The sequence below is a fragment of the Streptomyces sp. NPDC107654 genome (assembly GCF_055639035.1).
Map to the genome: position 1 here is coordinate 60,225 of NZ_JBVKBI010000030.1, position 22,039 is coordinate 82,263.

Below are 22,039 nucleotides of genomic sequence, written 5' to 3' on the forward strand. Positions count from 1 at the left end.
CCCCGCTGTAGCCGCCGCCTGCGGGGCTCGGTGCACGGTCAGTCGTCGCCAATTCGCCAGGCGCTCGGTACGAGGCCGGGCATGCGATGGGTGACCTGGTGCTCGCCTCTGGTGCAGCCTTGGAATGGCCCGGTGGAGGAGCGCAGTTCGCGCATGCAGGGGTCGTAGTGGTCGCGGTGCCACACGCTGGGGCCGGTGTGGCCGCAGGTGGCCGGGTCGGTCAGCTCTTGCCAGGCCAGCCACAGGGCGTGCAGGCGGGCGACGGCGACGGGGTGTTCCCACCACAGGTGGCACCAGCGGGCGTCGGCGCTCGGCTCGGCGAGGTAGCCGGGCACGAGGACGCCTTCGACCCATTCGACCAGGGCGCGCAGCTCATCGTCGTACTCGGGCGGGTCCAGCAGCAGAATGAACGGCGGGTACTGCCATTCGTCCTCGGGATCGGGGTGGCCGTCCGTATCCTCGCCGGCCGCCGCCTCCTCGTGCGTCTCCCCCACGTCGGTACCGGTCTCCACCTCGGTGAGCGACTTCACGAGAGCCTGCAGGTGGGCGACCTGGGCCTTGAGATCCTCGACGTCCTGGAACATCCCGACGGGGACCTCGAAGTCGGGCATGTCATCGGCCACGGCGTGCAGCCTTCCGCTCCTCGTGTGCGGCGACGGCCCTCTTGGTGATGGCGTACTCCTCTTCCTTCAGGGCCGGGCCGATGTGGGCCATCGTCTTCTGTTCGTACCAGGGCCGCAGAGCGATCTGCGTGACCGGCATACCTGTGGCCAGCAGCAGGGCGGTCCCCTTGCGCATGGCCCGAATCTCGGCGGGGTCGAGTACCTGCTCGCGCTGCTCGGACCAAGACCGGCTGCCGCCGTCCTTCGACTTGGAGTGTGAGCCGCGTTCGACGTAGTGGGCGCCGGTCAGCGTGCTCACGTCTCCCGCGAACTTCGCGTCATCCAGACCGACACCGATGATCTTCTTCGTCGCCGCGCTCCACAGCGAGTCCATGCCGACCTCGCCCCACGCGGCGACCCCTTGCCGGTAGGACTGGAGGATCACGAACGGGGTGATGCCACGGCTTCCAAGGTGGGAGTACAGGTCGGGGAGGTCCTTGATCCGGCAGATGTTCGCGGCCTCGTCCAGCACGGCCCGCATCGGCTCCGGCAGGCGGCCGCCGTACCGTTCGCCGGCCTCGGCCGCTGCGGTGAACACCGCGTCGGCGAGCGCCGCGATTACGGCACTGGCGGGGCCGCCCTTCTTGGACAGCAGGTAGAGCGTGTCCGTGCTGAGTGCGAAGGCCTCGGGGTCGAACCGAGGCCATCGCGTGTCCGGGGTGACCCACGCCAGGACCTTCTCGTCGCGCAGCGCGCTGACGGCCGTTCTCGCGTTCTGGTAGATGCCGCTCTGGGTCTCCTCGGCGATGTTGATCGAGCTGTCCACCTGCTCGGCGAGTACCGGTTCGTGCTGGTAGAGGATGCGCAGTGGCGCCTTCTCTGCGGGGTCGGAGAGCCATTTCATGACGTCACGGACGGTGCCGCCGTCGTGGTAGGCCGCTCGGAAAAGACCCACCAGCAGGTCGCCGGCGGCCTGGCTCCAGAAAGGATCGGCCTGCTCGCTGGTGACCTGGTTGACGAAATGGCTGGCCAGGCGCTCCGCTCCCTCCAGCGTCTCCGCCTGGGCGATCATGTCCCACCACATCTGCCGCTCCACCTGGGCGACGCCCTGAGTGTCGAGCACCCAGGTCTGCCCGACCTGGGCGCGACTGGCGCGAGTGGCGGCGTACACGTCGGCCTTGTTGCTGGTCATGAGCAGGGCGCCGGGTGCCTCCTCGGCCACGGGGATGGCCAGCGAGGTGGACTTGCCGGCGCGGGGCGCCATGATGGCGACGTAGGTGTCCTCATCGGAGCCGCGCAGCTCGACGCCGGACGGCAGGTGGTCCCCCAGCAGTACGCCGCGGTCGCGCGGCTGGACCTTCGCGGGCTTGGCGCCCTTGAGGGAGGCGCGGAGCCGGACCGCGGTGGCGGCGGCCCGCTTCGGCGTGAGTTCGCGCACCTGGTGCAAGGTGGCCAGGCTGGAGGGGTTGCGGAACCAGCGGAATGCCCAGCGCAGGCCCCACACGACGAAGACGAGGACGGCCAGGTCCGCCACGGTGGCGCCGATGGCGGACGCGGTCTGGGAGTGCGGCCACACCGTCGACCAGTGGCGGGCCATGCGGTAGAGGGTTAGTGCGGAGGCGGGGGCCGGATCCTCGCCGGTCATCACCGCGCCGGCCGCTGCCCCGGCCCAGGTGGCGGCGGACAGGGTCACGGCTCCGCCGAACAGGATGCCGCCGGCGGCCCAGGCCCGGTCGTTCTCCGTCATCATCGGCTCTCGACTCCCGTCCTCGGCCGTGTCCGGCGCCGGTTGTTGTCGGTGGCGTACAGCCGCTGCTCGGTCGCGGTGAGTTCGAGCGCGGCGGCGATGCCCGGCCGCGTGCCGAGCTTGATGAGGTACTTGCCGCGGCCGGGGTGCCGGGCGGTCTGCTCCCGGGCGGGGCCGTCGTCCTCGTCGTAGGTCGGGTCGACGTCCAGGCCGGTGGATGTCGCGGAGGACCAGGAGCTGATCATCATGATCTCTTGCTCGGTCAGTGACCTCTTGCCGGTCACCCGCTGGAGTTCCTCGGTGGTGCTGGCTCCGAGCACCCAGGTGTCGCACCGGTCCATCAGGCCGCGCGCTTTGGCCCGGTCCATCTCGGTCGGCAGGGCCTCGACGTCGAGCAGGCTGTGCGTGACGTAGATGGTGACGTCGTCCGTCGTCCGGTTCAGGCGGGAGATGGCGTCCATGGCGTCGACCAGGCCGGGGCCCGAGCGCAGGGCCCGCCACATCTCGTCCATGGGCAGCACGAGTTTGCGGTCCATCAGCCCGATACTGCGGGCGGAGTCGATCGAGCTGTACGTGTAGGCCCAGGTTGCGATCATCCCGGCGGACAGCACGTCGTTGCCGCGGGCGCGCAGGCTGCTGATGTCGACGGAGACGGCGGGTGCGTTCAGGTCGAGAGGCACCGTGGTGGGTCCGTCGAACAGACCGCGCAGCGGGCCGCCGACGAGGTTGTCGAGTCCGGCGATCACCGAGCGGGTAAGGGTCTGGTAGGTCTCGCCCTCGGCGGCGAGCTTGTTCCGGAGCGTCTGCGGTGCGGCCCGCAGGACGTGGGTGACGTCGGTGACGATGGGGTCGTTGCCGGACTCCTGGCCGGCGGAGGCGAGCTGGACCGCGGTGTCCAGGGCGCTGCGCTCGATCTCGTTGGGCGCCCGGCCCAGGCCGTGCTTGGTGGACAGCAGGGCCACCAGGGTCTCCAGGCGGCGGCCGTTGAGGACGTTGAGGAGGGCCTCGCGGCGGTCGGCGGGCAGGGACTGCACCCGTCCCCGCAGCGGGCCGGAGTCCAGGGGGTTGATGCGGCCCATGCCGTCACCGATGCGCACCACGGAGCCGCCCAGCTCACTGATCAGGGTGGAGTACTCGCCCTTGACGTCCCCGGGGACGCAGATCATGTGCCCGTAGGCGGCGTAGACCAGGCAGATCCGTTTGACCAAGGCGCTTTTGCCCGCGCCGGGCTGCGACATGACCCACACGCCGGGGTTGGTGGTTAGCTTGCCGGTCCAGCCGGACGGGTCGACGCACACCAGCTCACCGGTCAGCACGTCCCTGCCGACGGGGACGCCGCGCGGGGGCAGGCCGGACCCGAGCAACCATGGGTAGATGCCGCCGGCCTGGCTGCTCGGGCCGGTGTAGACGGTGCCGGTGTCCTCCACGGACACCTTGCCGCCGAACCGGCCACCCCAGCCCAGCCGGGGGGCGTAGCGGCTGCGCAGCCGCTTCTCGGCCCGCCGCTCCTCGCGTGTCGGGGCCGGGGTCTCGATGTGGGTGACCCGCTTGGGTGTGGTCACCTCCGGCAGCCGGGGCTTGCGCGCCATCGGTGCCTCTCCTTATTCAGTCTCGGACCAGCGGGTTGTAGCCCAGCGGCAGTCCGGCCGTGAAGACGGCGGCCTGGGCTCCGTAGGCGGGGCGCATACGGATGCCGCGGGTGGCCTTGAACGCACGCTCCAGCTCCTGGCGTGCGGCGGGCAGCTGGTCGGCGCTGCGGGCGGTGACGGTGACCATCAGCGTCCAGTCGACAACCTGTGAGCCGCTGGCCACCTGCGCGGCCGCCTGCTCGGCGCGCTGCGCGTCGGCCCGCTGCGACCACTTGGCGCGGCCCTTGACCTCGGCGGTCGCCTGGGCCCGGGAATGGGCGTTGCTGATCTCCCGCTCCAGCACCGCTTCGCCCTCGTGCGGGTCCAGCACCCGGTAGGCAAGGCTGACGCGCCGCTGGAACCTCCCCGGCGCCAGCAGCGGCAGCAGCACGCTGTACGGGATGGGGCGGCGCGGCATCTCACGCAGCACCCAGGAGGCGGACACTCCCCCGTCGTGCGCGTACTCGGTCCAGCCGTCGTCGGCCGCCTGCGGGCCGCACTCCGACCAGCTCAGCTCCGCGAAGTCCGCGTCCCGGGCAGTGAAGGTGTCCGGGTCGTAGGCGCTGCGGACGATGCGGCGCAGGTCGACGTCGGTGGCGCGGCGCAAAACGTCGGCGCCGGTGCCGGACAGGTCCAGCCCGTCGACCACCTTCAGCGCCTCCGCGACCTGGTCGGCCAGGTCGGTCGGGGCGTTGACCGAGGCGGTGGGGTCGACCGTGACGGACATCCAGGGTGCGACGGAGGCCGTGGCGTGCGGGGTGGTGCGCACCAGCTCGTCGATGATCCGGGTGGCCAGCTCGGGAGCGGCCGGATCCTTGCGGGCCGCGACGTCGTCCCCGAGGGCTTCGCCCACGCCGGGAGTGATCTGGATGGTCACGCTTGCGCCCTTGATCTGGTCGTCCGTGCTCATCGCGTCGAGCACGGACGACCAGGTGCGCAGGTTGCTCTGCACGGTGCCGGTCGGGGCCATCAGACTGCCACCAGGGGCGAGCAGCGAGGTGATGGTCATGCGTCCGCTCGCCCGGTCGTGCACGACACCCACGTGCTGGCCGCTGGTGGGGTCGTAGGCCTTGATGAGGGTGGAGGAAGCACCCACGCCGGGCAGGTCGAGCGCATAGGGGTGCGGCAGCAAGATGCGGCGGTAGGAGGTGACGTCGAACCGGCTGGCCCGCTTCCAGGCCAGGCGCGCCCAGTAGTAGGCCAGGGCGGGCATGCCGTGCCGGCGGGCCGCGGCCAGAGCGATCAGCGCCATCGTCACGGGCAGGGTGACGAGCAGGGTGATGGGCGCCTGCGTGGCGATGATGCCGTCCGCGACCAGGACGCCCGCGCCGATCATAGTGGCGCCCTTGCTCAGCCCGCCGAAGCCGAAGCTCTGCCGCACGCGGAATCCGTCGACCGTCAGCGTCCGCGGCACCTCGTGGGTGGTCACTGGGTGTTGCCCCCGTTCCCGATCTGTCCGCCGGCGTTCTGCACGCCGTGGTTGACGCCGTCCAGGACCTGGATGGCGACGGCGGCGCCGGCGCCCGTCCTGCCCGGGGTGCCGCTCACGCCCGGCGCCTGCCCGCTGGGCGCTGCACTGCCCTGGGTGGCGGCGCTGGTAGATGCGGCGCCCTCACCGGTGGCCTGATCCGGGATGGAGGGCCGGGAGTTGCGGCTGGCCTGCGCCTGAGCGTCGCTGCCGCGCTCCCCCTCGGCGCCGGACCCGCCGGGCCCGCCTGACTGCTTGCCCATGCTCTGCTCGACCCACTGGGCGTGCGCGACGGGGCTGGTCGGCGCCGCCGCCTGGCCGCCGTCGGAGCCGTCCTTGCTGGCCCGGCCCGTGATGAATGAGCCCGCGGCCGCGAAGGCGCCGCCCGCACCTCCCGCTGCCAGGCCCGCTCCGACCGCCTCACCGAAGGGGGCGAAGATTCGGGTGAGCGGGCCGGGCGCGAGGATGGCGAGGATCAGCGTGGCACAGCCACGCAGCCACTCCACGAGCGTGTGGGAGTGTCCGAACTCGCTGAAGCCGGTGCAGATGATGATGGCCAGCAGCGGCTTGTAGACGATGACCACGCAGATCGAGGTGATCAGGCGGGGTGCCCACTGCCGGGTGGTGTCCCCGCCCACGCGGCCGCCGCCGGCCACGGGCAGCAGCAGGCACTGGATCGGGATCGCGCTCTGGCGGAGGAAGACGGTGACGAGCTGGATGAATCCCACCAGCAGCAAGATGGCGACGATGCACAGCATCGTGATCGGGTTGGAGACGGGCTCGGGCACCAGCGTCGACACGATCCGCTCATACGCCTTGCCGTCGTCCTTGAAGGTGGCCTCCACCAGACCGGTGGTCAGGGCGTCTCCCGCCGTCAGCATCAGGGCGATGAACCCGACGCCGCAGGCGGACAGGAACAGGTTCTCCACCCAGCCGAGCATCGCCCGGCCCAGGTGCTTGGACTGGCCGGTGACGGCCATCTTCCCGATCTGCCACATCGCCCCGAACGTGGCGATGACCAGGCCTAGCCAGGTCAGCATGCCCGCGAGCGTGGCATCTTCGCCGAACAGGCCGGTGGCCTCCAGATCGAGTGAGGGGCCAAGCAGGGCGACGGTCAAGACTTTCTTGATGACCCACCGCAGGACGTCGGCGGCCGAGTTGATGACGTCACCCAGGATCGAGTCCCAGACGTCTTTCCAGGCGCCTACGACCTTCTTCTGGACGGCCTGGCCCGTGACCTCGCACAGGCCTTCCGTGTCCTGGTCCGCGATCCAGCCGATGAAGTCGCCGAGCATGCCGGAGCCTGAGCCCTCACAGAACATTTCGGTGCCGTCGGCGATCCAGCCGTCTGCGGCCGCCGGCTGGGGTGCCGTGAGCGACAGGCTGAAGATGGCGGTCAGGGCCAGCAGCAGTCCGGCCAGACGCCTCACGACGCCTCCCGGATGGCCGTCCACCCAGCGGTGTTGAACCGCTTGTCACCCGGGGCGGCGCCGGCCGGCTTGGCCTCCTCCCGCGACTGGCGCATCACGGACATCGTGGCCTTCGCCGACAGCTTCCAGTCGCCGTCCTCCCACACCGCTCCGGCGAGGCTGCGGGTGTAAGCGACGCGCTCCTTACTCGTCTCGCCCGACTTCACCGCCACCCGGCTCAGCAGCCAGACGCCGACCTCGTCGGGCGACTTGCTGATGATCTTGTAGCCCACCACGGTGGTGCGCTGGTACGCACCGGGCGGCAGGGGGGTTCCGGGCTTCACCCCCATCTGCCGGTGCAGCCTGCGGTCGGTGTTCAGCGCGCCCAGCTCCACCCGCTCGGCACCCTCATCGCTGCGCTCGCTGGCCACGATGTAGGAGTGGTACTGCCGCAGGTGCTCGTCCACGACCGACTTCTCCCCGCTGACGTCGCCTGCCTGCGCGGCGGCCGTCATGGCCACTCCGCCGAGCGTGCTATGCGGAAAGCCGACCTCGCTGCCGTACTTGTCGGTCCGTGCCCCGCGCGGCAGCGCCGCCCACCGGGCCGGCTCGGTCCAGTCGTCCGGCACCTGGTAGGTCGGAGCGGCGCTGGCCGAGCCGGAGGGGCCGGCAGCGGCGTGGCCGCCCTTGCCGTGCTCCGGGGTGTCGTCGTCGTCACCGAGGGCCAGGTAGCCGGTCATGCCGATCACCGCGGCGAGCACCACACCCGCTGCCCACATGGCCTTGGTGGTGGTGTTGGTCCCCCTGCTGCGTGCCATGTCGTCCTGCTCCCGCCTAGCCAGCGATGCCGTTGAGGATGGTGATCAGGGACCCGGCCAACAAGATGGCCACCACCCCGCCGCCGACCCATTTGAAGGGCTCGCTGCCGCCGCCGTTGCGGCTCTTGTCCGAGATCGCGAGCTTGTAGATACCGAACCCGACGCCGCCCACGCCGGCCAGGATGATCAGCCACAAGCCGTACCCGAACAGCTTGGACACCGGGTCAGACAGCCCAGGGATCTTGGTCGGCTTCGCGCCCGGGATGAGGCCGTCGGCGAGCGTGACCAGGTGGGCGGCCATGCGCGTGCTCATTGGTCAGTGTCCTTCCATCTGGCGCCGCAGCTTCTCGGCGGCCGCCTGAACGTGCTTGTCCTTCATGGCCTCGTCGGCTCCCTCGACCGCCCGCAGCACCGGCAGGTACGGCACATTGGCGGTGCCGGCCAGGCGGGACTCCAGCGCCCGGAAGCGGTATCGCGCCGCCGGTGCCGGACGCGCCGGCGCGTCCGCAATCAGCACCAGCCACGGGCGGGGCAGCGAGGTCGTCCAGCTCCGCAGCATGTGCTCGACACACACCGCGCCGTACACCGTCGTCCCCGACAGCAGCACCGGCTTCACCCCGTAGGGCAGGGACTCACCGGGGTGCAGCACCCGGGCCCTGCCCGTGCCCTGCGGATCGAGCATCCGTGCCACGGTCGCCTCTGCAATTCCGTAGCCGTGCACGGGGATCAGCGCGTACTGGAGGGCAACCGCGGCCTGGGGCTGAGGGGTCGGTGCCCCCGAGCGTGTGATCACGCCACAACTCCCCCCTGTCTGCTCGCATATCGGTCTGGATCTTGGGCTCTTGGGACTACAGAGGCTAGCGTGCACCACTGGCAAAGTTGAGTGGAGTTTTCCGCAGTCACCGGAGGTCGGGTAACAGGTGCCGCCGTACGACGGTGCGCGAGCGCGCGCCCTGCGCCTCGAAGCTGGGATCGGCATAGACAGTCTCGCGGTGGCCGCGGGAGTCAGCCCGAATTCTGTTCGCAGTGCCGAAGACGGCATACATCAGCCACGCCCCCGTGTCGCCAACGCCATCGCTCGGGCCCTCGGCGTTCCCCTGCGAGAACTGCTACTCAAAGGCCAGCATCTGACCCTACGTGACGTCCGGTGCACGCTCGGCCTCACGCAGGTTCAGATGGCCGAAAAGATCGGCGTCGTCCGGCAGATGGTTTCGCAGGTCGAACGAGGTGTGACGGGAGTGCGCTCCCCACACACCTGGGCCCACGCCTACGGCCTGACCACCGCTCAATTCGAGCGCGCACAGAAGGCCTCGCGTGATCTAGTACGGCAGAAAGTTGCAGCTCAGGCACGCCAACGACGACACAGACAGCAACGGGGGACCGCGTGAAGGTGCTGACCAGGATCGTCGCCGTGATCATCTCCTTATTCGTGCTGGCGATCACCGGGATGATGTTCATGGTGCTCGCCGTGGAAGACGGAGCCGAGGCGACCGAGATACCCGGGGGCGGCGGACTGCGCAGCGTCCCGGCCGAATTTCGCTCATGGATCCTGAAGGCGTCCAAGGCCTGCACGGAACCCGAACTCACGCCCTCCATGCTGGCCGCCCAGCTCGCCCAGGAGTCCGGCTTCCAGACCACCGTCACCTCCCACGCCGGCGCACAGGGACCGGCCCAGTTCATGCCCGCGACCTGGGCAACGTGGGGAAGGGACGCCGACGGCAACGGCGAGAGCAGCCCCTGGGACATCGGCGACGCCGTCATGGCCCAGGGCCGCATGATGTGCTCCCTGCTCAAGCAGGCGAAGTCGAGCGGGTACCCCGGTGACGTCCGCGCCCTCGCCCTCGCCGGATACAACGCCGGGTGGGGTGCTGTCCAAGCCGCGCACGGAGTCCCGCACATCGCCGAGACCCAGAACTACGTGAAAGTGATCCTGGCGAGCATGAGCCGCTTCCAGGGGACCGACACCGTCGAGATCTCCGGCTCGGGCAACGGGCCCGATGCCGTCCGCAAGGCCGCCACCCGGATCGGCACCCCCTACTCCTACGGCGGTGGAGGCCCCGAAGGCCCCTCCACCGGCTTCTGCGACGGACACAACGGCTACAGCGGCGGCCGGTGCGTCGCCTCCTCCACCGTCGGCTTCGACTGCTCCTCGCTCGTGCAGTACGCCTACTGGCCCGACCTCAAGTTGCCTCGCACCGCAGCAGCCCAGTACGGCGCCACCTCCGACCATCCCGTCTCCCGCAGCGATCTGAAGGTCGGCGATCTGCTCTTCTGGTCTCACGGCGGCGACTCGGGATCGGTCTACCACGTCGCCATGTACGCCGGCGACGGCAACGTCCTTCAGGCACCACGCACCGGACGGACTGTGGAGCTGGCTCCCCTGACCTCCGCCATGCCCGAAGGCGACTACTACGGCGCCACGCGCCCATGACGCCCGGACATGGTGTACGGAACCAGCCGTGTGCCGCAGTCCCAGCTCAGGGACTGCGGCACACGTACCGGGGGGTAGCTACTTCGCCTTGGCCCGCGTCTGGGTAGGAGCGAGCTGGCGGTGCGAGGCCACCCCGGCATCCCCCGGGGTCGCGGCCTTCGCCGCCCTAGAAGGGCCCACGGTCGGTGACGTCGACCTTGCCGCCGCGGTGTTCACCTTCATCCGCGGCTCCCGCGGGGCGTCGCCCGCCGGGCCGAGCAGTGCGTCGCTGGCGGCCTGCACCAGGCGCGTCCCGAGTTGGGCGCCGCGTTCCTCCTGCCAGGACGTGTCCTTGGCCAGTCGGGTCAGGTGCTCGCGCACTGGCTTGTCCTGCTCCATCTGCGCCATCCGGGCGGCCAGCAGGGGCCACTTGCGGGCCGCCACCAGCAGGTCCGCCTCCCGCTCGTGCCCGGCCATCGCCTCGCGCACCCATCGGATGTACCGCTGGTTGTCCTGCGGCGAGATGGCCAGCTGCTTAAGCGCCCGTTCGCGGTCGGACAGGTCGAGATCCCGGGGGACGTTCAGTCCGGTCGTCAGCGGCCCGTACGACAGCTGTGCGTCCCGGCTCATCGCCGGTTCCGGGTCCGCCCCTAGTGCCGTCGCTACCGCTTGGTCGACGGCCACCACCTCGTCGTGCGCGGCCACCAGGACCTCACGCACGTTGATGCCCCGTTCCTCCAGCCTGGCCATCGTCGCTGCCATCTCCGGCCAGGCCGGGGCGGACAGGAGCGCCTCGCGCACCGGCCCGGCCGGCAGCGTCTCGCGCACCACCCGCACCCAGTGGTCGGTGGTGGCCTCCTGCGCTGCTGTCGTCGCAACCTGGTCGCGCACGTTCACCGCGATCTCGCCTACGCGCGGCAGGACCTGGTCCAGGTCGACGCCCGCCTTGCGCAGGGCGAGCAACTGCTGTGCGAGCTGCGGCCAGTCCGCCTCCTTCATCAGCGCCACGGAGACGTCGCTCGGCAGCAGGCGCTTGACGTCCTCGCCGACCTCGCCCACCGCTTCCTCGGCGGCCGGAAGGTCGTCCTCCTTCCCCTTCTGCCTGCGCTGCTGGTGGCGCCTCGCGGCATCCGCGATGGCCATGACCAAGCGCGTCGCCATGACGGCGGTCTGCACCGCCTCGGCGGCGGAATCGGTGAAGGCCTCCCCTGCCCGCTCCCCTGGTGCCGGTGTCGCCATCTCCCGCTCTCCCCTCGTCAGCGGCCCCGCTTCGGGCCCTTGCGCTGCTGCTCCTCGCCGGGCGGCCGCCGCGTCGGTGAGGATGCACCCGGCGCGCGTGCCGGACCCGTCCGGCCGGTGCCGGCGGCGGGCGTAGCAGTCGTGCTTTTGGCTGCGGCCGCTGCGCTTCGTTGGCGCCGCCATCCGTCCAGCCGCCATACAAGCACCTCGGCGACCGAGTCCGCAGAGGTCAATTCCCTGCGGGCGGCGACCGTTGCCAGCACGTCGCCCGGGTCCTCACCCGTCTGGTCGATCTCCATCAGCCGGGTCCGCAGGGCGGCCCATGCCGTGTCGGCCAGGACCTCGCGGGCGTGCTCGGGAACGGCCTGCTGAACAACTGCGGCCATCGGCCGGGTGCTGGCCTCCGTGGCTGAGCGATGCCCGGTTCCCTTCCGGGCCGCGGTGCGCTTGGGGCGCGGCTTGTACTCGCGCGCCGCGTTGACTCCGACGGTCACCTCGACCGCCTCGTGCAGCAGCCGTCCGGCCCGTCCTGCGGCCTCCGCCTGGACTCGGTGCTGCTGCGCCTGATGCCAGTGCCGGGACGCCTCCACAGCGGTCACCAGGGCGAGCAGGAAACCCAGTGCGGCGACCGTGTCATTGCGGCCAGCCGCCGACATGGAGCGGGAGAGGACCTGTGTCGACTCCCGGTACAGCGCGCGTGCCTGGCCTTCCATCTGGCGTGCGGCCGGGGCCCGGGATGCCCGCTCGAACTCGTACGCGGCCTTCCGCATCTGGCTGCGCACCAGGTATGGGGAGACGACTGCGGCGACCACGATCAGGTCACCGAGGGCGGCTACGTCCCCGGCGCCCTGGTGCAGTCCTTCGGCACCGAGCTGGTCGGCGGCGGCGTGGACCTTCTCCGCTGCCGCACGCCACGCATCCGCCGGCGTCGCCACGGTGTTCACCGGCGGTCCGCTCCAGCGCTCACGTACGCGCGGCAGGGACAGGTCGGGAGCGAGTCGGGCGCCCGGGAACCACACCGGCTTCTGGGCGCCGTCGCGGTCGCCGGGCATGGCCACGGAGTAGCCGGTCACGGCGCCATCCGGGGCGATCCTTCGCTTCACGCGCAGTCCGGCCGCAGCGAGTCGCTCGAAGAAGTCGTCGTCGCGCGAGGCGGTGGCCGCCGCCTCGCGCACGGCGCGCTGGAGTGTCTCGCGCACCGGCTCGGGCAGGCCTCGGCGCACCGCCTTCTCCGTCTCCCCGGTCTTCGACCACCTGCGCGCGGTGCCGTCGGCGTGGGTGAGGCGGCGCAGGCCGAACTCGATCTCGAACCCGCGCGCAGCCTCCTGCATCCGCAGCTTGCTCCAGCTCGTGTCCGGCTGGCGCCCGTCTTCGCGGGCCCGGGTGGCCACGATGTGGATGTGGTCGTCGGCATGGCGCACAGCCACCCACCGACACCCCTGGTCATCGGTGTGGGGGGCGATGCCAGCGGCGTGCATCATCTCGCGCGCCACGCGGGCCCATTCCTCGTCGGACAGCTGGCGGTCCTCCGGGGGGTTGCGCACTGCGACGTGGAAGACGTGCAGCGGCGGCTTCTTGCCCAGCAGGACGCGCACAGGCGCATCCAGCAGCGCCGCAAGATCAGGGATGGTGAACTCGCCCGACCGTGCCGGATCGGGAACGTAGGGGTCCCACGCCGCCACCATGTGCGGGTCCACGTGCTCATCGCGTTTGCCCGGACCGTACAGGTAGAACAGCAGACCGGCCGTGTCATCTCCGGGCCTCGCTTCCTTCGGGATCAAGAGCGCGGCCGCCGCTCTCTCATGACCTGGAGCGTGGCCTCGTCCAGGCGCTTCACCGCCTTCTCGACCGACGCCAGAATGCGCTGAACCTGGACGGCCGTCACCTCGATGTCGGCCGTCTCCCAGTGGGCGACGGCCGCTCCGTCGGCGGAGTTCAGGATGCGCTGCATCTGGTTGAGATTGTTTCCGATCCGTGCCGCCTGCGCGCGTGCGTTGACCTGCTCGCGCAGTACCTCCTTGGCGTCCGCGGAGACTGGGACCACGACTCCTGTGGCCACCGCGAGCGCGGCGTCCGCCACCCACGATGCAAGGGCCGTGTTGTCGCGGCCGGCGGCTTCCAGCAGGATCGCCAGTTCGGCGTCGTTGTAGGAGACCAGGAATCGGTTGGACCGGCGACCGCCGTCTTCACGGGCACGGCGGCGCGGGCGCTCCTTCTGCGGCTTCTTCGCCTTCGTCGGCTTCGCCACGGTGCCCTCCCCGTTCCTCCCCCATCGGTCCGTGCTCGGACCCTCGTGCTGGCCGCCCACCCTAGTGGATCAAGGCCAGCATTCCGGCTTACTGATATCAGTAAGCCACAACTCGCTGCCGGTGGTTACTGCGTCCTCTAAAGGCTCCGGATGTTCGTGACATGTGTTCAAAACCGCTGCCACCGGCGGCACTACGGCCGGATTTAAGGCGGCCGCCTTAAATCCGGCCGGGCGCTACGATCACGGCATGCCAAGCGCTGATGAGATCTTGCAGAGGATGAGGGAACTCCAGGAACGCCGGGCGGCGGCCGCGGGGCCACTCGTGGAGGTCCTGGCCAAGCGGAGCAGGCTGCTGGAGCAGCTGGCCGAACTCGACGAGCCGTACGGCAAGGCGTACGTCGACGCCGAAGCGGCGGGGTGGACGGCGGAGGACCTGGCGAAGCTCGGCGCGGAGGAACCGGCGAGGCGGCCGCGGGTCCGCTCGCGGCGGTCGCGGTCGTCGGCGAAGACGGCCGACAGTCAGCCGTCCGCGGCGGCCTCCGAGGGCTCCTCGCCGGCGGGGACGATCCCGGCTCAGGACGGGACGGCTGCGGCCGCGGCGACGGCGGACAGCACCGCCTCGGCCTGACCCGTTCCACTCCCCCGGACGCACACGAAGGGCCCCGCATCGCGGGGCCCTTCGTCGTTGGTGTCTGGTCGCGGCCGCTGGTCAGACGGCGGGCTTCCAGTCGGCGGCCGAGGTCGCCGTCCGCGGGGCGAACAGGGTGCGCAGGAGGGTCTGCTTCCCGAACAGCGTGAGCTGTTCCTCGACCTTGGATCGCCCGTTCGGCTCCGCCTGCTTGTGCAGCCGGTACAGCGCCGCCTGGTAGTCAGAGACCGGCTTGTACCAGTCCTCGCCCTGGACCGCGGCGGAGATGGCAGCGCCCATGAACGGCGAGACAGGGTCGGCGATCATCTGGGCGATGTTGCGGGTCCCCTTCGCGCCCGCGCGGGTGGGGATGTAGATCCACGGGTAGTCCCGGGGGAAGCCAACCAAAACTCCGAGATCCGGCAGGGAGACCTTGATGGTGCCCTCGCCCTGGGGGACGTCGGCCGGGCGGAACTTGATGCCGTACCAGGGGGCGGTGACGCACGGTCCGACCCGGTTGAGGGGGAAGCTGCCGCCGCCGTTCGGCCTGCCGGTCTTGGGGTTGATCTTGCGCTTGCCGCGGGTGTCGGCCCACCAGGTGGCCGGTAGGTTCAGGGCCTGCGCGACGGTCACAACTGGGAGCGCGGGGCGGCCCTGGTAGGGCTCGATCCGGCGGTCCAGCTCGGGCATCCAGTCGGGCAGCTTGCCGGTCTTTTTGAGGACGTGCGCCCACATCTCGCGGGCCGCCGCCTGGCCGTCGACGTGGTCGGCGTACCGGGGCTGGTCGTAGCGGGTGGCGACCATCCAGGCCCGCTCGCGGTGGGTGGCGGCACCGAAGTCGGCGGCGTCGGCGATCTGCCACGAGCACCAGGCCCAGCCGAGACCCTCGACGCTGGTGATCTCGGACTGGATGGCCTCTGCCAGGGCGGGGGTTTGGCGCAGCAGGTTCGCCGACTGCTCCATGGTGATGGAGACCAGGGGGGCGCCGATCTGCACTAGGCACATGGGCCAGATGAGCATCTCCGCCATGAGTGCGGTGCGCTCGTCGGAGACCACCGAGGCGGCCCACTCGCGGAACGCGGCCGGGGTCATGCAGGGGGGCAGGTGGCCGCTGCCGCACAGCTCACCCCAGCCGTACGCGTCGGGGTGGTCCTCCATGCCGTCGATGACGTCGCCGTAGTAGTGATGGGGGCCGCCGTAGAGGCTGCACAGGTCATCGACCTCCAGGAAGCCGAACGCCTCGGACGCCTGCCACATGATGCTCTGGAGTTCGGAGATCTCGCGGCTGTTCCAGGCGGACCGCAGACCCCCGTCGGAGAGGGTCTGGCAGGGCGGCGAGCCGTGGAAGCGACGGGTACCGCGCAGGACGGGGTGGCGGGGGTCCAGCGTCCTGATGTCCGCCTCCACCACCCAGTGACCGGCCGCCCGGGCCGTCGCCGCGGCGTCCCGGTTCTGCTCGATGAGCACCCAGTCGCCGCCGCCGTCGACCAAATCGCGCCCGGCCGACATGCCGCCCGGTCCACCGAAGGCCTCGATGCCGCGCTCCGGCTCGCCCTCCTGCCAGGTGCGCGCCCAGTGCGGCGGGTAGGGGAACGCGAAGTCGGTGCACTCCCGGCAGTCGGCGCAGTCCGCGCCGGTCTCGCACACGGGGCAGTCGTCCTCGCACGTCCAGCCGTCCCACTCGTACACCGCCGGCTTGAAGCCATGCGCGTACGGGCGTCCCTCCTCATCCGTCACCGCGGCGGTGTCGTGCACCTCGCCCATGCGCCCTGTCCTTGATCGTTGAGGTTCTTCGGTGGGTGCCGGTCCGGGATTCCCGCCCCGTCCGACACTGCTAATTCAATCAAGTTTTAGGGGGTGCGTCAAGGTGTTTGCGCAGGTCACATGCCGTTTCCGCCCCGGCGTCGGGACGCCGTACGACCGTCCCGGTCGGGGGGCTCCCTCCTCGGTCGGGCAGGCGTCAGCCGACCGCGGGCCGCGTCGGGGTGCCGGGCTCGCCGGAGGCGACCGCCGCAGGCGGCTTGGCCTGGCGGCCCGGCGCGGGCTGTGGTCCCCTCCGGGTGCCCGTCCGGGGAGGGAGTCCCCCGGCCGCCCACCGCCTGCACCACCCACTCACCGCGAGGTCGGCACGCGTCCCCCCGCCCCCTCCGAGAGAGGGTCGGGGGGTGCGGGCGGGCGGAGCCCCCCGCGTCACCACAAGGCGGCCTGCAGGGCTCCCTCCTCCGGTGCCCGAACCGGCGTCGCGGCCGGTGCCGGAGCGGGCGCGGGCACCGCTGGCGGAGCGGCCGGAGCGGGGTTCGCCTTCACTGTCGGCCGGGCCGGAGCGGGGTCGTCCTTGGGGCACGCGCACCGGCACCACCACACGCACGGCTCGCCGCCGGGCCGCAGGATGAGCCGGGCGACGGTGCGCCCCTGGTGGTTGGTCACCGAGTCCAGGTTGCCGTCGACGTGCGGGCCGCCCTTCTGCCGGTGGACGCACAGGTCGCACCGCCCGGAGAGGCAGTTCCAGCAGGTGCCCCGCTCGCACATGCTCCAGCGCGCGAAGCCGTGCGGGTACTTGCGCTCGATCTGCTGGAAGTGTTCGGGCCACACGTGCTCGCGCACCCACGCGCCCGCCTCCTCCGGCATCGGCGAGGCGTTGGGCACCGGGTCGGTGATGCCCATGATCAGGGCGCCCTGCAGGTTCAGCAGGGCCGTGCCTCGTACCCGCTCGCGCTCCTCGTGGGTGAGCACCCGCTGGGGCCGCCGGATGACCGTGCGGAGGCCATCCGCGGGGCGCTGTTCGCGGGCGGCGCGCGGGGCGAACAGGCGCCGCAGCAGGGGCTGCTCGGCGCGCACCGCGGCGGCCGCCGGCGGGGCCGTCTCGGCGGCCGCGGGGGCGGCGGCGGGCTCCGCCGGGGCCGCGTTGTCGGCGGGCCGCTGCTCGCCCTTGAAGAAGCGCCCCTCGGACAGCAACGGGTAGCCGCCGCTGCGCTTGGGGAGCGGGGTGAGCTTGGCGTCCTTCGCTGCGGGCTCGGCGACGCCCTGGCGCTCCGCGCGCCCCAGCAGGCGGACCACCCGGCGTGCCGTCTGCGACTGCACGAGGCGGCGGCCGGAGCTGTCCAGGTGCACGTCCAGCAGCCCGGCCGCCCACAGTCCGGTCACCCGCGCGCGGGCCACGCGCTTATTGACGTCCCAGCGGTCCGGGACGCAGTCCAGGGCCCAAAACCCGTCGTCGAACTCGGCCAGCTCGGCGTGCTCGGCCCAGTGCAGCACGGTGCGCTGCGCGTCCGACAGCGGCCAGCGCTCCACCTCGGCGATCTCCTGCTCGGTGAGCAGGTCGTCGGCCGGGCGGTGGGCCTCGTCGTAGTGCGCGTAGGCGGCGATCCGAGCGTCGCCCTTGTCGTCCCACTTGCCGGGCAGCGGGGCGCTGACGCCGGGCACGCACCGGCCGCACTCCAGCCCCCACCAGTCCCGGTAGCGGGTGGACATCAGCGACACCAGCCGCACCCCGGGAGGCCAGGGAAGCTCGTCCGCAGCCGGTGCCGGTGGGGCGGCCTCGGCGGCCGCCGCCGGCGCGGACGCGACCTGGTCCTCGGCGGCGGGGCGGGGCGTGTGCACGCCGGGGCAGTAGCCGCCCTCGTCCTCCCACTGCTCGACCGCCTCGCGTGCGGCGCGCCCCTCCTGCTCGGCGAGCGTCACCGGCCGCCGGTACCGGCCCACCGCGCCGTACTCCAGGGCGGGCAGGCGGCGGGCGGCGGACTTCTTGTCGTCCCTGCGCTTGTACTGCTTCGCGACGCGGGCGTACCGGGCCTCGTACGCCGCCGCGTCACTGTCGTACAGGCCCGCCGGGTACAGCCGCGCAAGCTCCAGTGCGACCTGGCCCATCGGGGTGGGCACGAGCACCTGGGCGCCGTCGGAAGCGGCGGCCGCGGTGAGGAACCCGGCGACACGCAGGGCCTGCGTCCGGTCCCGGTGGACCCTGCGGCCGCCGCTCCACACGCCGCGCGTGGCGGCCTGCCGGGCCTGTCCGTCGCGCCAGTACAGGCGGCCGGTCTCCGCGGCCTCCAGGACCCGGACGTGCCCGGCACTCCAGCCGAGTCCGGGCACGGTGCGCTCGGCGAGGAAGGCGTTCATCCGGGCCAGGTGGCGGTTGTCGCTGTCCATGCCGGTCGCGGCCCGCTCGGCGGCCTCCTGCTCGGCCTCCGCGCGGCGCCGCGCGCTCTCCAGCTGGGCGTACTCCTGGGCGGTGAGCCTGCGCTGCAGGGCGGCCCGCAGGGCCGCGGCCGTCACCTCGACCCCGGCCGCCTCCTGGGCGCGCACGGCGTGGTCGACGGCGCCGCGGGCGCAGTGGCGCAGCGCGCTGTCCGGCATCTCCGGGTCGGCCGCCCACTGCTCCGCCCGGGCGGCGTGCCCCTCGGCCTCGACGGCCTCCCCGTGTGCCGCGTGCATGATCTCCTCCAGGCGGGCGGTGTTGCCGGAGCGGCTGCGGCACACGGCGTTCATCGCCTCGTCCGCCGCGGCGACGGCGAGGGCGGCGGCCTCGCGGGCCACCCGGAGGCAGGTCTGCGGGGTCGGCTCCCCCGGCTGGGTCTCGTCCATGCGTTCTGTCCTTGATCGTTGAGGCTTCTCGGTGGTGCCGGTCCGGGATTCCCGCCCCGTCCGACACTGCTAATTCAATCAAGTTTTGGGGTATAGGTCAAGGTGAAGCCGCAGATCAGGGCAGGTTTCCTGACCTTCTCGCGGGCGCACCGGCGGCCAGCGTCCGCCCGGTCGGGGCGGGGCTGGCCGGGCGCGTTCCGGCCGCCGGTCAGCCCTGCCTGCGGGCCTCAGTGACGGCTGCCCTCCAGGTGGTCCAGTGGCCTCCGTACTGCTCGGCGAGGGCTTTGGCGGTCTCCCCCGCCTTCCGGCCGGGCTCGGCGGCGAGGGCCTCGACCGCCAGGGCGATGCGGGGGTCCGGCCCCTTCGCCGGCGGGCGGCCGGCCGCTCCGGCCCGCGGGCGGGAATCGGCGTACTCCCACAGCTGGCGCCGGGTGCGGTACTCGCGTACCCGACCGCTCTCCAGCTCCTCGGTGCGCACGGGGGCGGGCCACCCGGGCGGCGGGTTGTCGCGGTAGTGGCTGATCGCACTGACGTCGATTCCGAGCACCTTGGCCTGGCCGGCCGGGGGCAGCTCCTCGTCGGGGCTGCCGCTGTAGTCGACGCCGTTGTGCTGCCGCTGATAGGCGGTGAACCAGCGCTCCCACTCCTCCACGTCCCAGTACAGGACGCGGTCGATCCGGCGGGCGGGCGGGTGCCCGTTGTCCTCACGGTCCGTCCACAGGGCGCGCAGGGTGGCGTCCCCCTTGTACCCGGCACGCTCGGACAGCTCGGCCCGAGTGGCGTACACGCGGCCGTCGATGGTCTTCATGGGGGCTACTCCTAGGTGTGTGCGGGACGCGTCTACCATGTTGGCGTGCTCGGTTGGTGGCCTGTTGAGGGCCCTCGGTGGCCGGGCCGCTGCGGCCGACGGGATTCCCACGCTTTTGCGCCCCGTCGGCCGCCTTGCGTCTCCGGCCGGCGCCCCGCCGGCTCGTTGGTCGTGCGGCGGCATCCCCACGGCCAGTGGCCAGCCGGGCCCGGGTGATCCGGGCCCGGCTGGCCGGGCGAGTGGCGGGCGGAGCTACTGACCGTAGGCGGCGATCAGCTCGCGGACCTTGGCGTCACCGATGCACCCGGCGGGCGCCCCGAACTCGGCTGACGCCGGGTGCCGGAAGGTGCTGGGCAGTTCGCCGTTGCGACCACGCTGGTGCGACCAGTAGCGCGGGCCCTGCCAACCGCACAGCTCGCACTCCTGCCACCACGGGTTGTCGCTGCCGGGAAAGCCGGTGTACGGCTTCCAGCGGTGCAGCGTCAGTGCGGCCATGACCTGCTGTGCGGTCTCGATGTTGCGGGGGGTTTCCGGCATCCGGGGGTGCAGCAGTGGCACGTCGCCGTCCAGCACCGGCACGGCGGCCGTCACGTCCGCGAGGGTCATGGCCGTGATGCGACCGGCCGCGTACTCGGCGGCCACCTGCTCGGCCGCCGCCTGCGCGGCCGCCTGGGGGACGCCGCGACGGCCCTTCTCGGGACGGCCAAGGTTGCGCTCCCCCTCGCTGGTGAGGGTGAGCCAGTCGCGGTGCCAGCGGAAAACCGCGCCGATCACGGTGCTCTCGCCGATCAGGACGGGGTAGCGGCGCTCCCAGTCCGGTTCGCCCAGTCGGTACGCCAGGGTCGTGGTGGTCATGCTCTGCCTTTCGTTGAGGGTTGATCGGTGTCGGGCGGCCGGTCCGGTGACGCGGGCGGAGATTCCCGCCCCCGCCCGCGTCACCGGCGGCCGCAGATCAGTTACCGGACCGGGCGTGCGGGTCGGGCTCCGCCGGACCGCCCGGGACGCTGCCGCCGTGCCGGGGAAGACACCGGACGATGGCGGCGACAAGGGCCGCGGTGTCCTGGTCGAACGACAGTCGGCGGCCATGGGAGTCGTACAGCTCGGTCGTGCCGTCGACGGGGTGGTGAACCTCCGCCCGCCAGCTCTCGTGGATCCGGACCGCGTGATCGATGCTGACGTCGTCGCTCACACCGTCCGCGTCAGGCCGAGTGGTGCCGGTGAAGCGGATCGTCGCACCGTCGGCGAGCGGGACGGCAACGTAGTCGGCGCTGCCGTCCCAGCTGGGCAGGCACTGGACACCCTCGGCTCCGAGCTGGACCAGCGGAGCCGTCACCGCCTGATCGTCGGGGGAGATCTGCTGGAGAGCGGTCACGTGGTGGGCCTTTCGTTGAGGTTGATCGGTGTCGGGGGCCGATCCGGTGACGCAGGCGGAGATTCCCGCCCCCGCCCGCGTCACCGGCGGCGGCCACAGGTCAGTGGCAGGTCGGGACGCCGTACGCCACGCACCCGTGCCGCAGGTGGGTCATGAACTCCAGGTGCTCCTCGCACATGCGGGGCGTCCAGGGGAACAGCGGCGAGATCGGGAGGTACGTGCAGCCCTCCGGGTGATCCTGGGCGGTCCAGGCGTCCTCGTAGTCGTCGTACAGCTCGCCATCACTGCCGCCGTCCGCGATACGGATCGCGACCCACCCGCTGCCGCCGCGCTCTAGGTGCGTGCCGATCACCTCGCCCATCCGGGCGACGGCGCTGGACAGCGCGTACTCGCGGCAAACGAGGGGGACGGCGTGCGTCGCGGGGCTGACGGCGGTGCAGGTCAGCACGCTCAGGGGCTCCGACGCGGCGTCCAGGCAAGAGCCGGTGACGTCCGGCTGGAGCATCAGCCAGTCCGAGCCGCCCCTGGCCTGGACGAGACCGGCGTACAGCAGCACGGCCTCGTCGCCGGTGAGGGCGCGGACACCGCGCTCGGCGAGGAAGGCGTCGATCGCCTCCAGCGGCTGCTCGGCGTGCCGGAAGTTGTCCGTCAGGCCGTGGATGTCGTGGGGCTTGCCGTCCTCCCAGAGCTGGACGGCGTAGGTCCCAAGGATCGGGTTGAACGCGGGCCGCAGCTCCGCGGTGGTGCCGTCCAGCGGGATGCGGTCCAGGTTTTCGAAGTCCACGAGGGATGCCTTTCGTTGAGGTTTTCGGTGATGGGTCCGGCGGGGTGGGCGGGATTCCCGCCCCGTCCACCCCGCCGGGTGTGGGGGTCAGCCCCGGTACTGCGGGTTGCGGATCACGCGGAACGCGGTGCCGTTGTCGGCGGTCAGGACCGCGCCGCGCGCGAGGTCCTCCACGTGGGCCTGGAGTTCACCGGTACGCAGGTCGGCCCGCTGCATCTGGGTCCGCAGGCAGCCCGCGACGTCGATCGGCTCGGCCGTCTCGTCGCCTTCCACGATGGTGATCCAGTCCTGGCCCGC

At 71.7% G+C, this 22,039-nt stretch carries 21 protein-coding genes; 3 read left to right on the forward strand and 18 right to left on the reverse strand.

Features of this window, described 5'->3' with window-relative positions:
- Window positions 1–38 precede the first annotated feature (38 nt).
- Genes ACZ7N4_RS34565 through ACZ7N4_RS34600 form a run of 8 tightly spaced genes read right to left on the reverse strand, consistent with a single transcriptional unit; the run spans window position 39 to window position 8,465 of the window.
- The gene (locus tag ACZ7N4_RS34565; protein WP_471366838.1) at window positions 39–623 is read right to left on the reverse strand and encodes a DUF4913 domain-containing protein; all 585 of its coding nucleotides are present in this window, start codon (window positions 621–623) and stop codon (window positions 39–41) included.
- The gene (locus tag ACZ7N4_RS34570; RefSeq protein ID WP_471366841.1) at window positions 613–2,352 is read right to left on the reverse strand and encodes a type IV secretory system conjugative DNA transfer family protein; all 1,740 of its coding nucleotides are present in this window, start codon (window positions 2,350–2,352) and stop codon (window positions 613–615) included. The genes ACZ7N4_RS34565 and ACZ7N4_RS34570 overlap by 11 nt, the downstream gene beginning before the upstream one ends.
- Window positions 2,349–3,938: an ATP-binding protein gene (locus tag ACZ7N4_RS34575; RefSeq protein WP_471366844.1), complete on the reverse strand. Its 1,590-nt coding sequence runs from the start codon at window positions 3,936–3,938 to the stop codon at window positions 2,349–2,351. Before ACZ7N4_RS34575 ends, ACZ7N4_RS34570 begins: the two co-directional genes overlap by 4 nt.
- Window positions 3,939–3,954: 16 nt before the next feature.
- Window positions 3,955–5,406 carry an SCO6880 family protein gene (locus ACZ7N4_RS34580; protein WP_471366846.1) on the reverse strand — a complete coding sequence of 484 codons (1,452 nt, stop codon included), beginning with the start codon at window positions 5,404–5,406 and terminating at the stop codon, window positions 3,955–3,957.
- Window positions 5,403–6,875 carry a hypothetical protein gene (locus tag ACZ7N4_RS34585; RefSeq protein ID WP_471366849.1) on the reverse strand — a complete coding sequence of 491 codons (1,473 nt, stop codon included), beginning with the start codon at window positions 6,873–6,875 and terminating at the stop codon, window positions 5,403–5,405. The genes ACZ7N4_RS34580 and ACZ7N4_RS34585 overlap by 4 nt, the downstream gene beginning before the upstream one ends.
- On the reverse strand, window positions 6,872–7,672 hold the full coding sequence (locus ACZ7N4_RS34590; protein ID WP_471366852.1) for a hypothetical protein: 801 nt from the start codon (window positions 7,670–7,672) through the stop codon (window positions 6,872–6,874). Before ACZ7N4_RS34590 ends, ACZ7N4_RS34585 begins: the two co-directional genes overlap by 4 nt.
- Window positions 7,673–7,688: 16 nt before the next feature.
- Window positions 7,689–7,985: a hypothetical protein gene (locus ACZ7N4_RS34595; RefSeq protein WP_471366855.1), complete on the reverse strand. Its 297-nt coding sequence runs from the start codon at window positions 7,983–7,985 to the stop codon at window positions 7,689–7,691.
- Window positions 7,986–7,988: 3 nt separating this feature from the next.
- Entirely contained in the window at window positions 7,989–8,465 is a 477-nt protein-coding gene (locus ACZ7N4_RS34600; RefSeq protein ID WP_471366859.1) for a hypothetical protein, read from the reverse strand.
- Window positions 8,466–8,592: 127 nt separating this feature from the next.
- On the opposite strand from ACZ7N4_RS34600, the gene ACZ7N4_RS34605 reads away from it, so the two are divergent.
- Window positions 8,593–9,060: a helix-turn-helix transcriptional regulator gene (locus ACZ7N4_RS34605; RefSeq protein ID WP_471366862.1), complete on the forward strand. Its 468-nt coding sequence runs from the start codon at window positions 8,593–8,595 to the stop codon at window positions 9,058–9,060.
- A gap of 23 nt (window positions 9,061–9,083) precedes the next feature.
- Window positions 9,084–10,103 (forward strand): C40 family peptidase, encoded by a 1,020-nt coding sequence (locus ACZ7N4_RS34610; protein ID WP_471366866.1) that lies wholly within the window; start codon window positions 9,084–9,086, stop codon window positions 10,101–10,103.
- Between the two features lie 78 nt (window positions 10,104–10,181).
- Here ACZ7N4_RS34610 and ACZ7N4_RS34615 read toward each other — a convergent pair whose 3' ends face one another.
- The 3 genes from ACZ7N4_RS34615 to ACZ7N4_RS34625 are packed head-to-tail and all read right to left on the reverse strand — an operon-like array spanning window position 10,182 to window position 13,569.
- The gene (locus ACZ7N4_RS34615; RefSeq protein WP_471366870.1) at window positions 10,182–11,321 is read right to left on the reverse strand and encodes a hypothetical protein; all 1,140 of its coding nucleotides are present in this window, start codon (window positions 11,319–11,321) and stop codon (window positions 10,182–10,184) included.
- A 17-nt stretch (window positions 11,322–11,338) separates the two neighbouring features.
- Window positions 11,339–13,102 carry a relaxase/mobilization nuclease domain-containing protein gene (locus tag ACZ7N4_RS34620; protein WP_471366872.1) on the reverse strand — a complete coding sequence of 588 codons (1,764 nt, stop codon included), beginning with the start codon at window positions 13,100–13,102 and terminating at the stop codon, window positions 11,339–11,341.
- Entirely contained in the window at window positions 13,099–13,569 is a 471-nt protein-coding gene (locus ACZ7N4_RS34625; protein WP_471366875.1) for a hypothetical protein, read from the reverse strand. The genes ACZ7N4_RS34620 and ACZ7N4_RS34625 overlap by 4 nt, the downstream gene beginning before the upstream one ends.
- A 247-nt stretch (window positions 13,570–13,816) precedes the next feature.
- Between ACZ7N4_RS34625 and ACZ7N4_RS34630 the strand changes: the two genes are divergently transcribed.
- Window positions 13,817–14,197 (forward strand): hypothetical protein, encoded by a 381-nt coding sequence (locus tag ACZ7N4_RS34630; protein ID WP_471366880.1) that lies wholly within the window; start codon window positions 13,817–13,819, stop codon window positions 14,195–14,197.
- 81 nt (window positions 14,198–14,278) lie between these two features.
- On the opposite strand, the gene ACZ7N4_RS34635 is transcribed toward ACZ7N4_RS34630, so the two are convergent.
- From ACZ7N4_RS34635 to ACZ7N4_RS34665, 7 genes are all read right to left on the reverse strand, one after another.
- Window positions 14,279–15,961 (reverse strand): hypothetical protein, encoded by a 1,683-nt coding sequence (locus ACZ7N4_RS34635; RefSeq protein WP_471366885.1) that lies wholly within the window; start codon window positions 15,959–15,961, stop codon window positions 14,279–14,281.
- Window positions 15,962–16,387: 426 nt separating this feature from the next.
- Window positions 16,388–18,778 (reverse strand): DUF6248 family natural product biosynthesis protein, encoded by a 2,391-nt coding sequence (locus tag ACZ7N4_RS34640; RefSeq protein WP_471366890.1) that lies wholly within the window; start codon window positions 18,776–18,778, stop codon window positions 16,388–16,390.
- A 208-nt stretch (window positions 18,779–18,986) separates the two neighbouring features.
- Window positions 18,987–19,586 carry a hypothetical protein gene (locus ACZ7N4_RS34645; protein WP_471366892.1) on the reverse strand — a complete coding sequence of 200 codons (600 nt, stop codon included), beginning with the start codon at window positions 19,584–19,586 and terminating at the stop codon, window positions 18,987–18,989.
- Window positions 19,587–19,838: 252 nt separating this feature from the next.
- Window positions 19,839–20,441 (reverse strand): hypothetical protein, encoded by a 603-nt coding sequence (locus tag ACZ7N4_RS34650; RefSeq protein ID WP_471366894.1) that lies wholly within the window; start codon window positions 20,439–20,441, stop codon window positions 19,839–19,841.
- A 97-nt stretch (window positions 20,442–20,538) separates the two neighbouring features.
- Complete coding sequence (locus tag ACZ7N4_RS34655; RefSeq protein ID WP_471366896.1) at window positions 20,539–20,958, reverse strand: hypothetical protein; 420 nt, start codon at window positions 20,956–20,958, stop codon at window positions 20,539–20,541.
- 100 nt (window positions 20,959–21,058) lie between these two features.
- Window positions 21,059–21,742 carry a hypothetical protein gene (locus ACZ7N4_RS34660; RefSeq protein ID WP_471366898.1) on the reverse strand — a complete coding sequence of 228 codons (684 nt, stop codon included), beginning with the start codon at window positions 21,740–21,742 and terminating at the stop codon, window positions 21,059–21,061.
- A gap of 87 nt (window positions 21,743–21,829) precedes the next feature.
- Window positions 21,830–22,039 (reverse strand): hypothetical protein (locus ACZ7N4_RS34665; protein ID WP_471366901.1); only part of this gene is annotated, 210 nt, incomplete at its 5' end.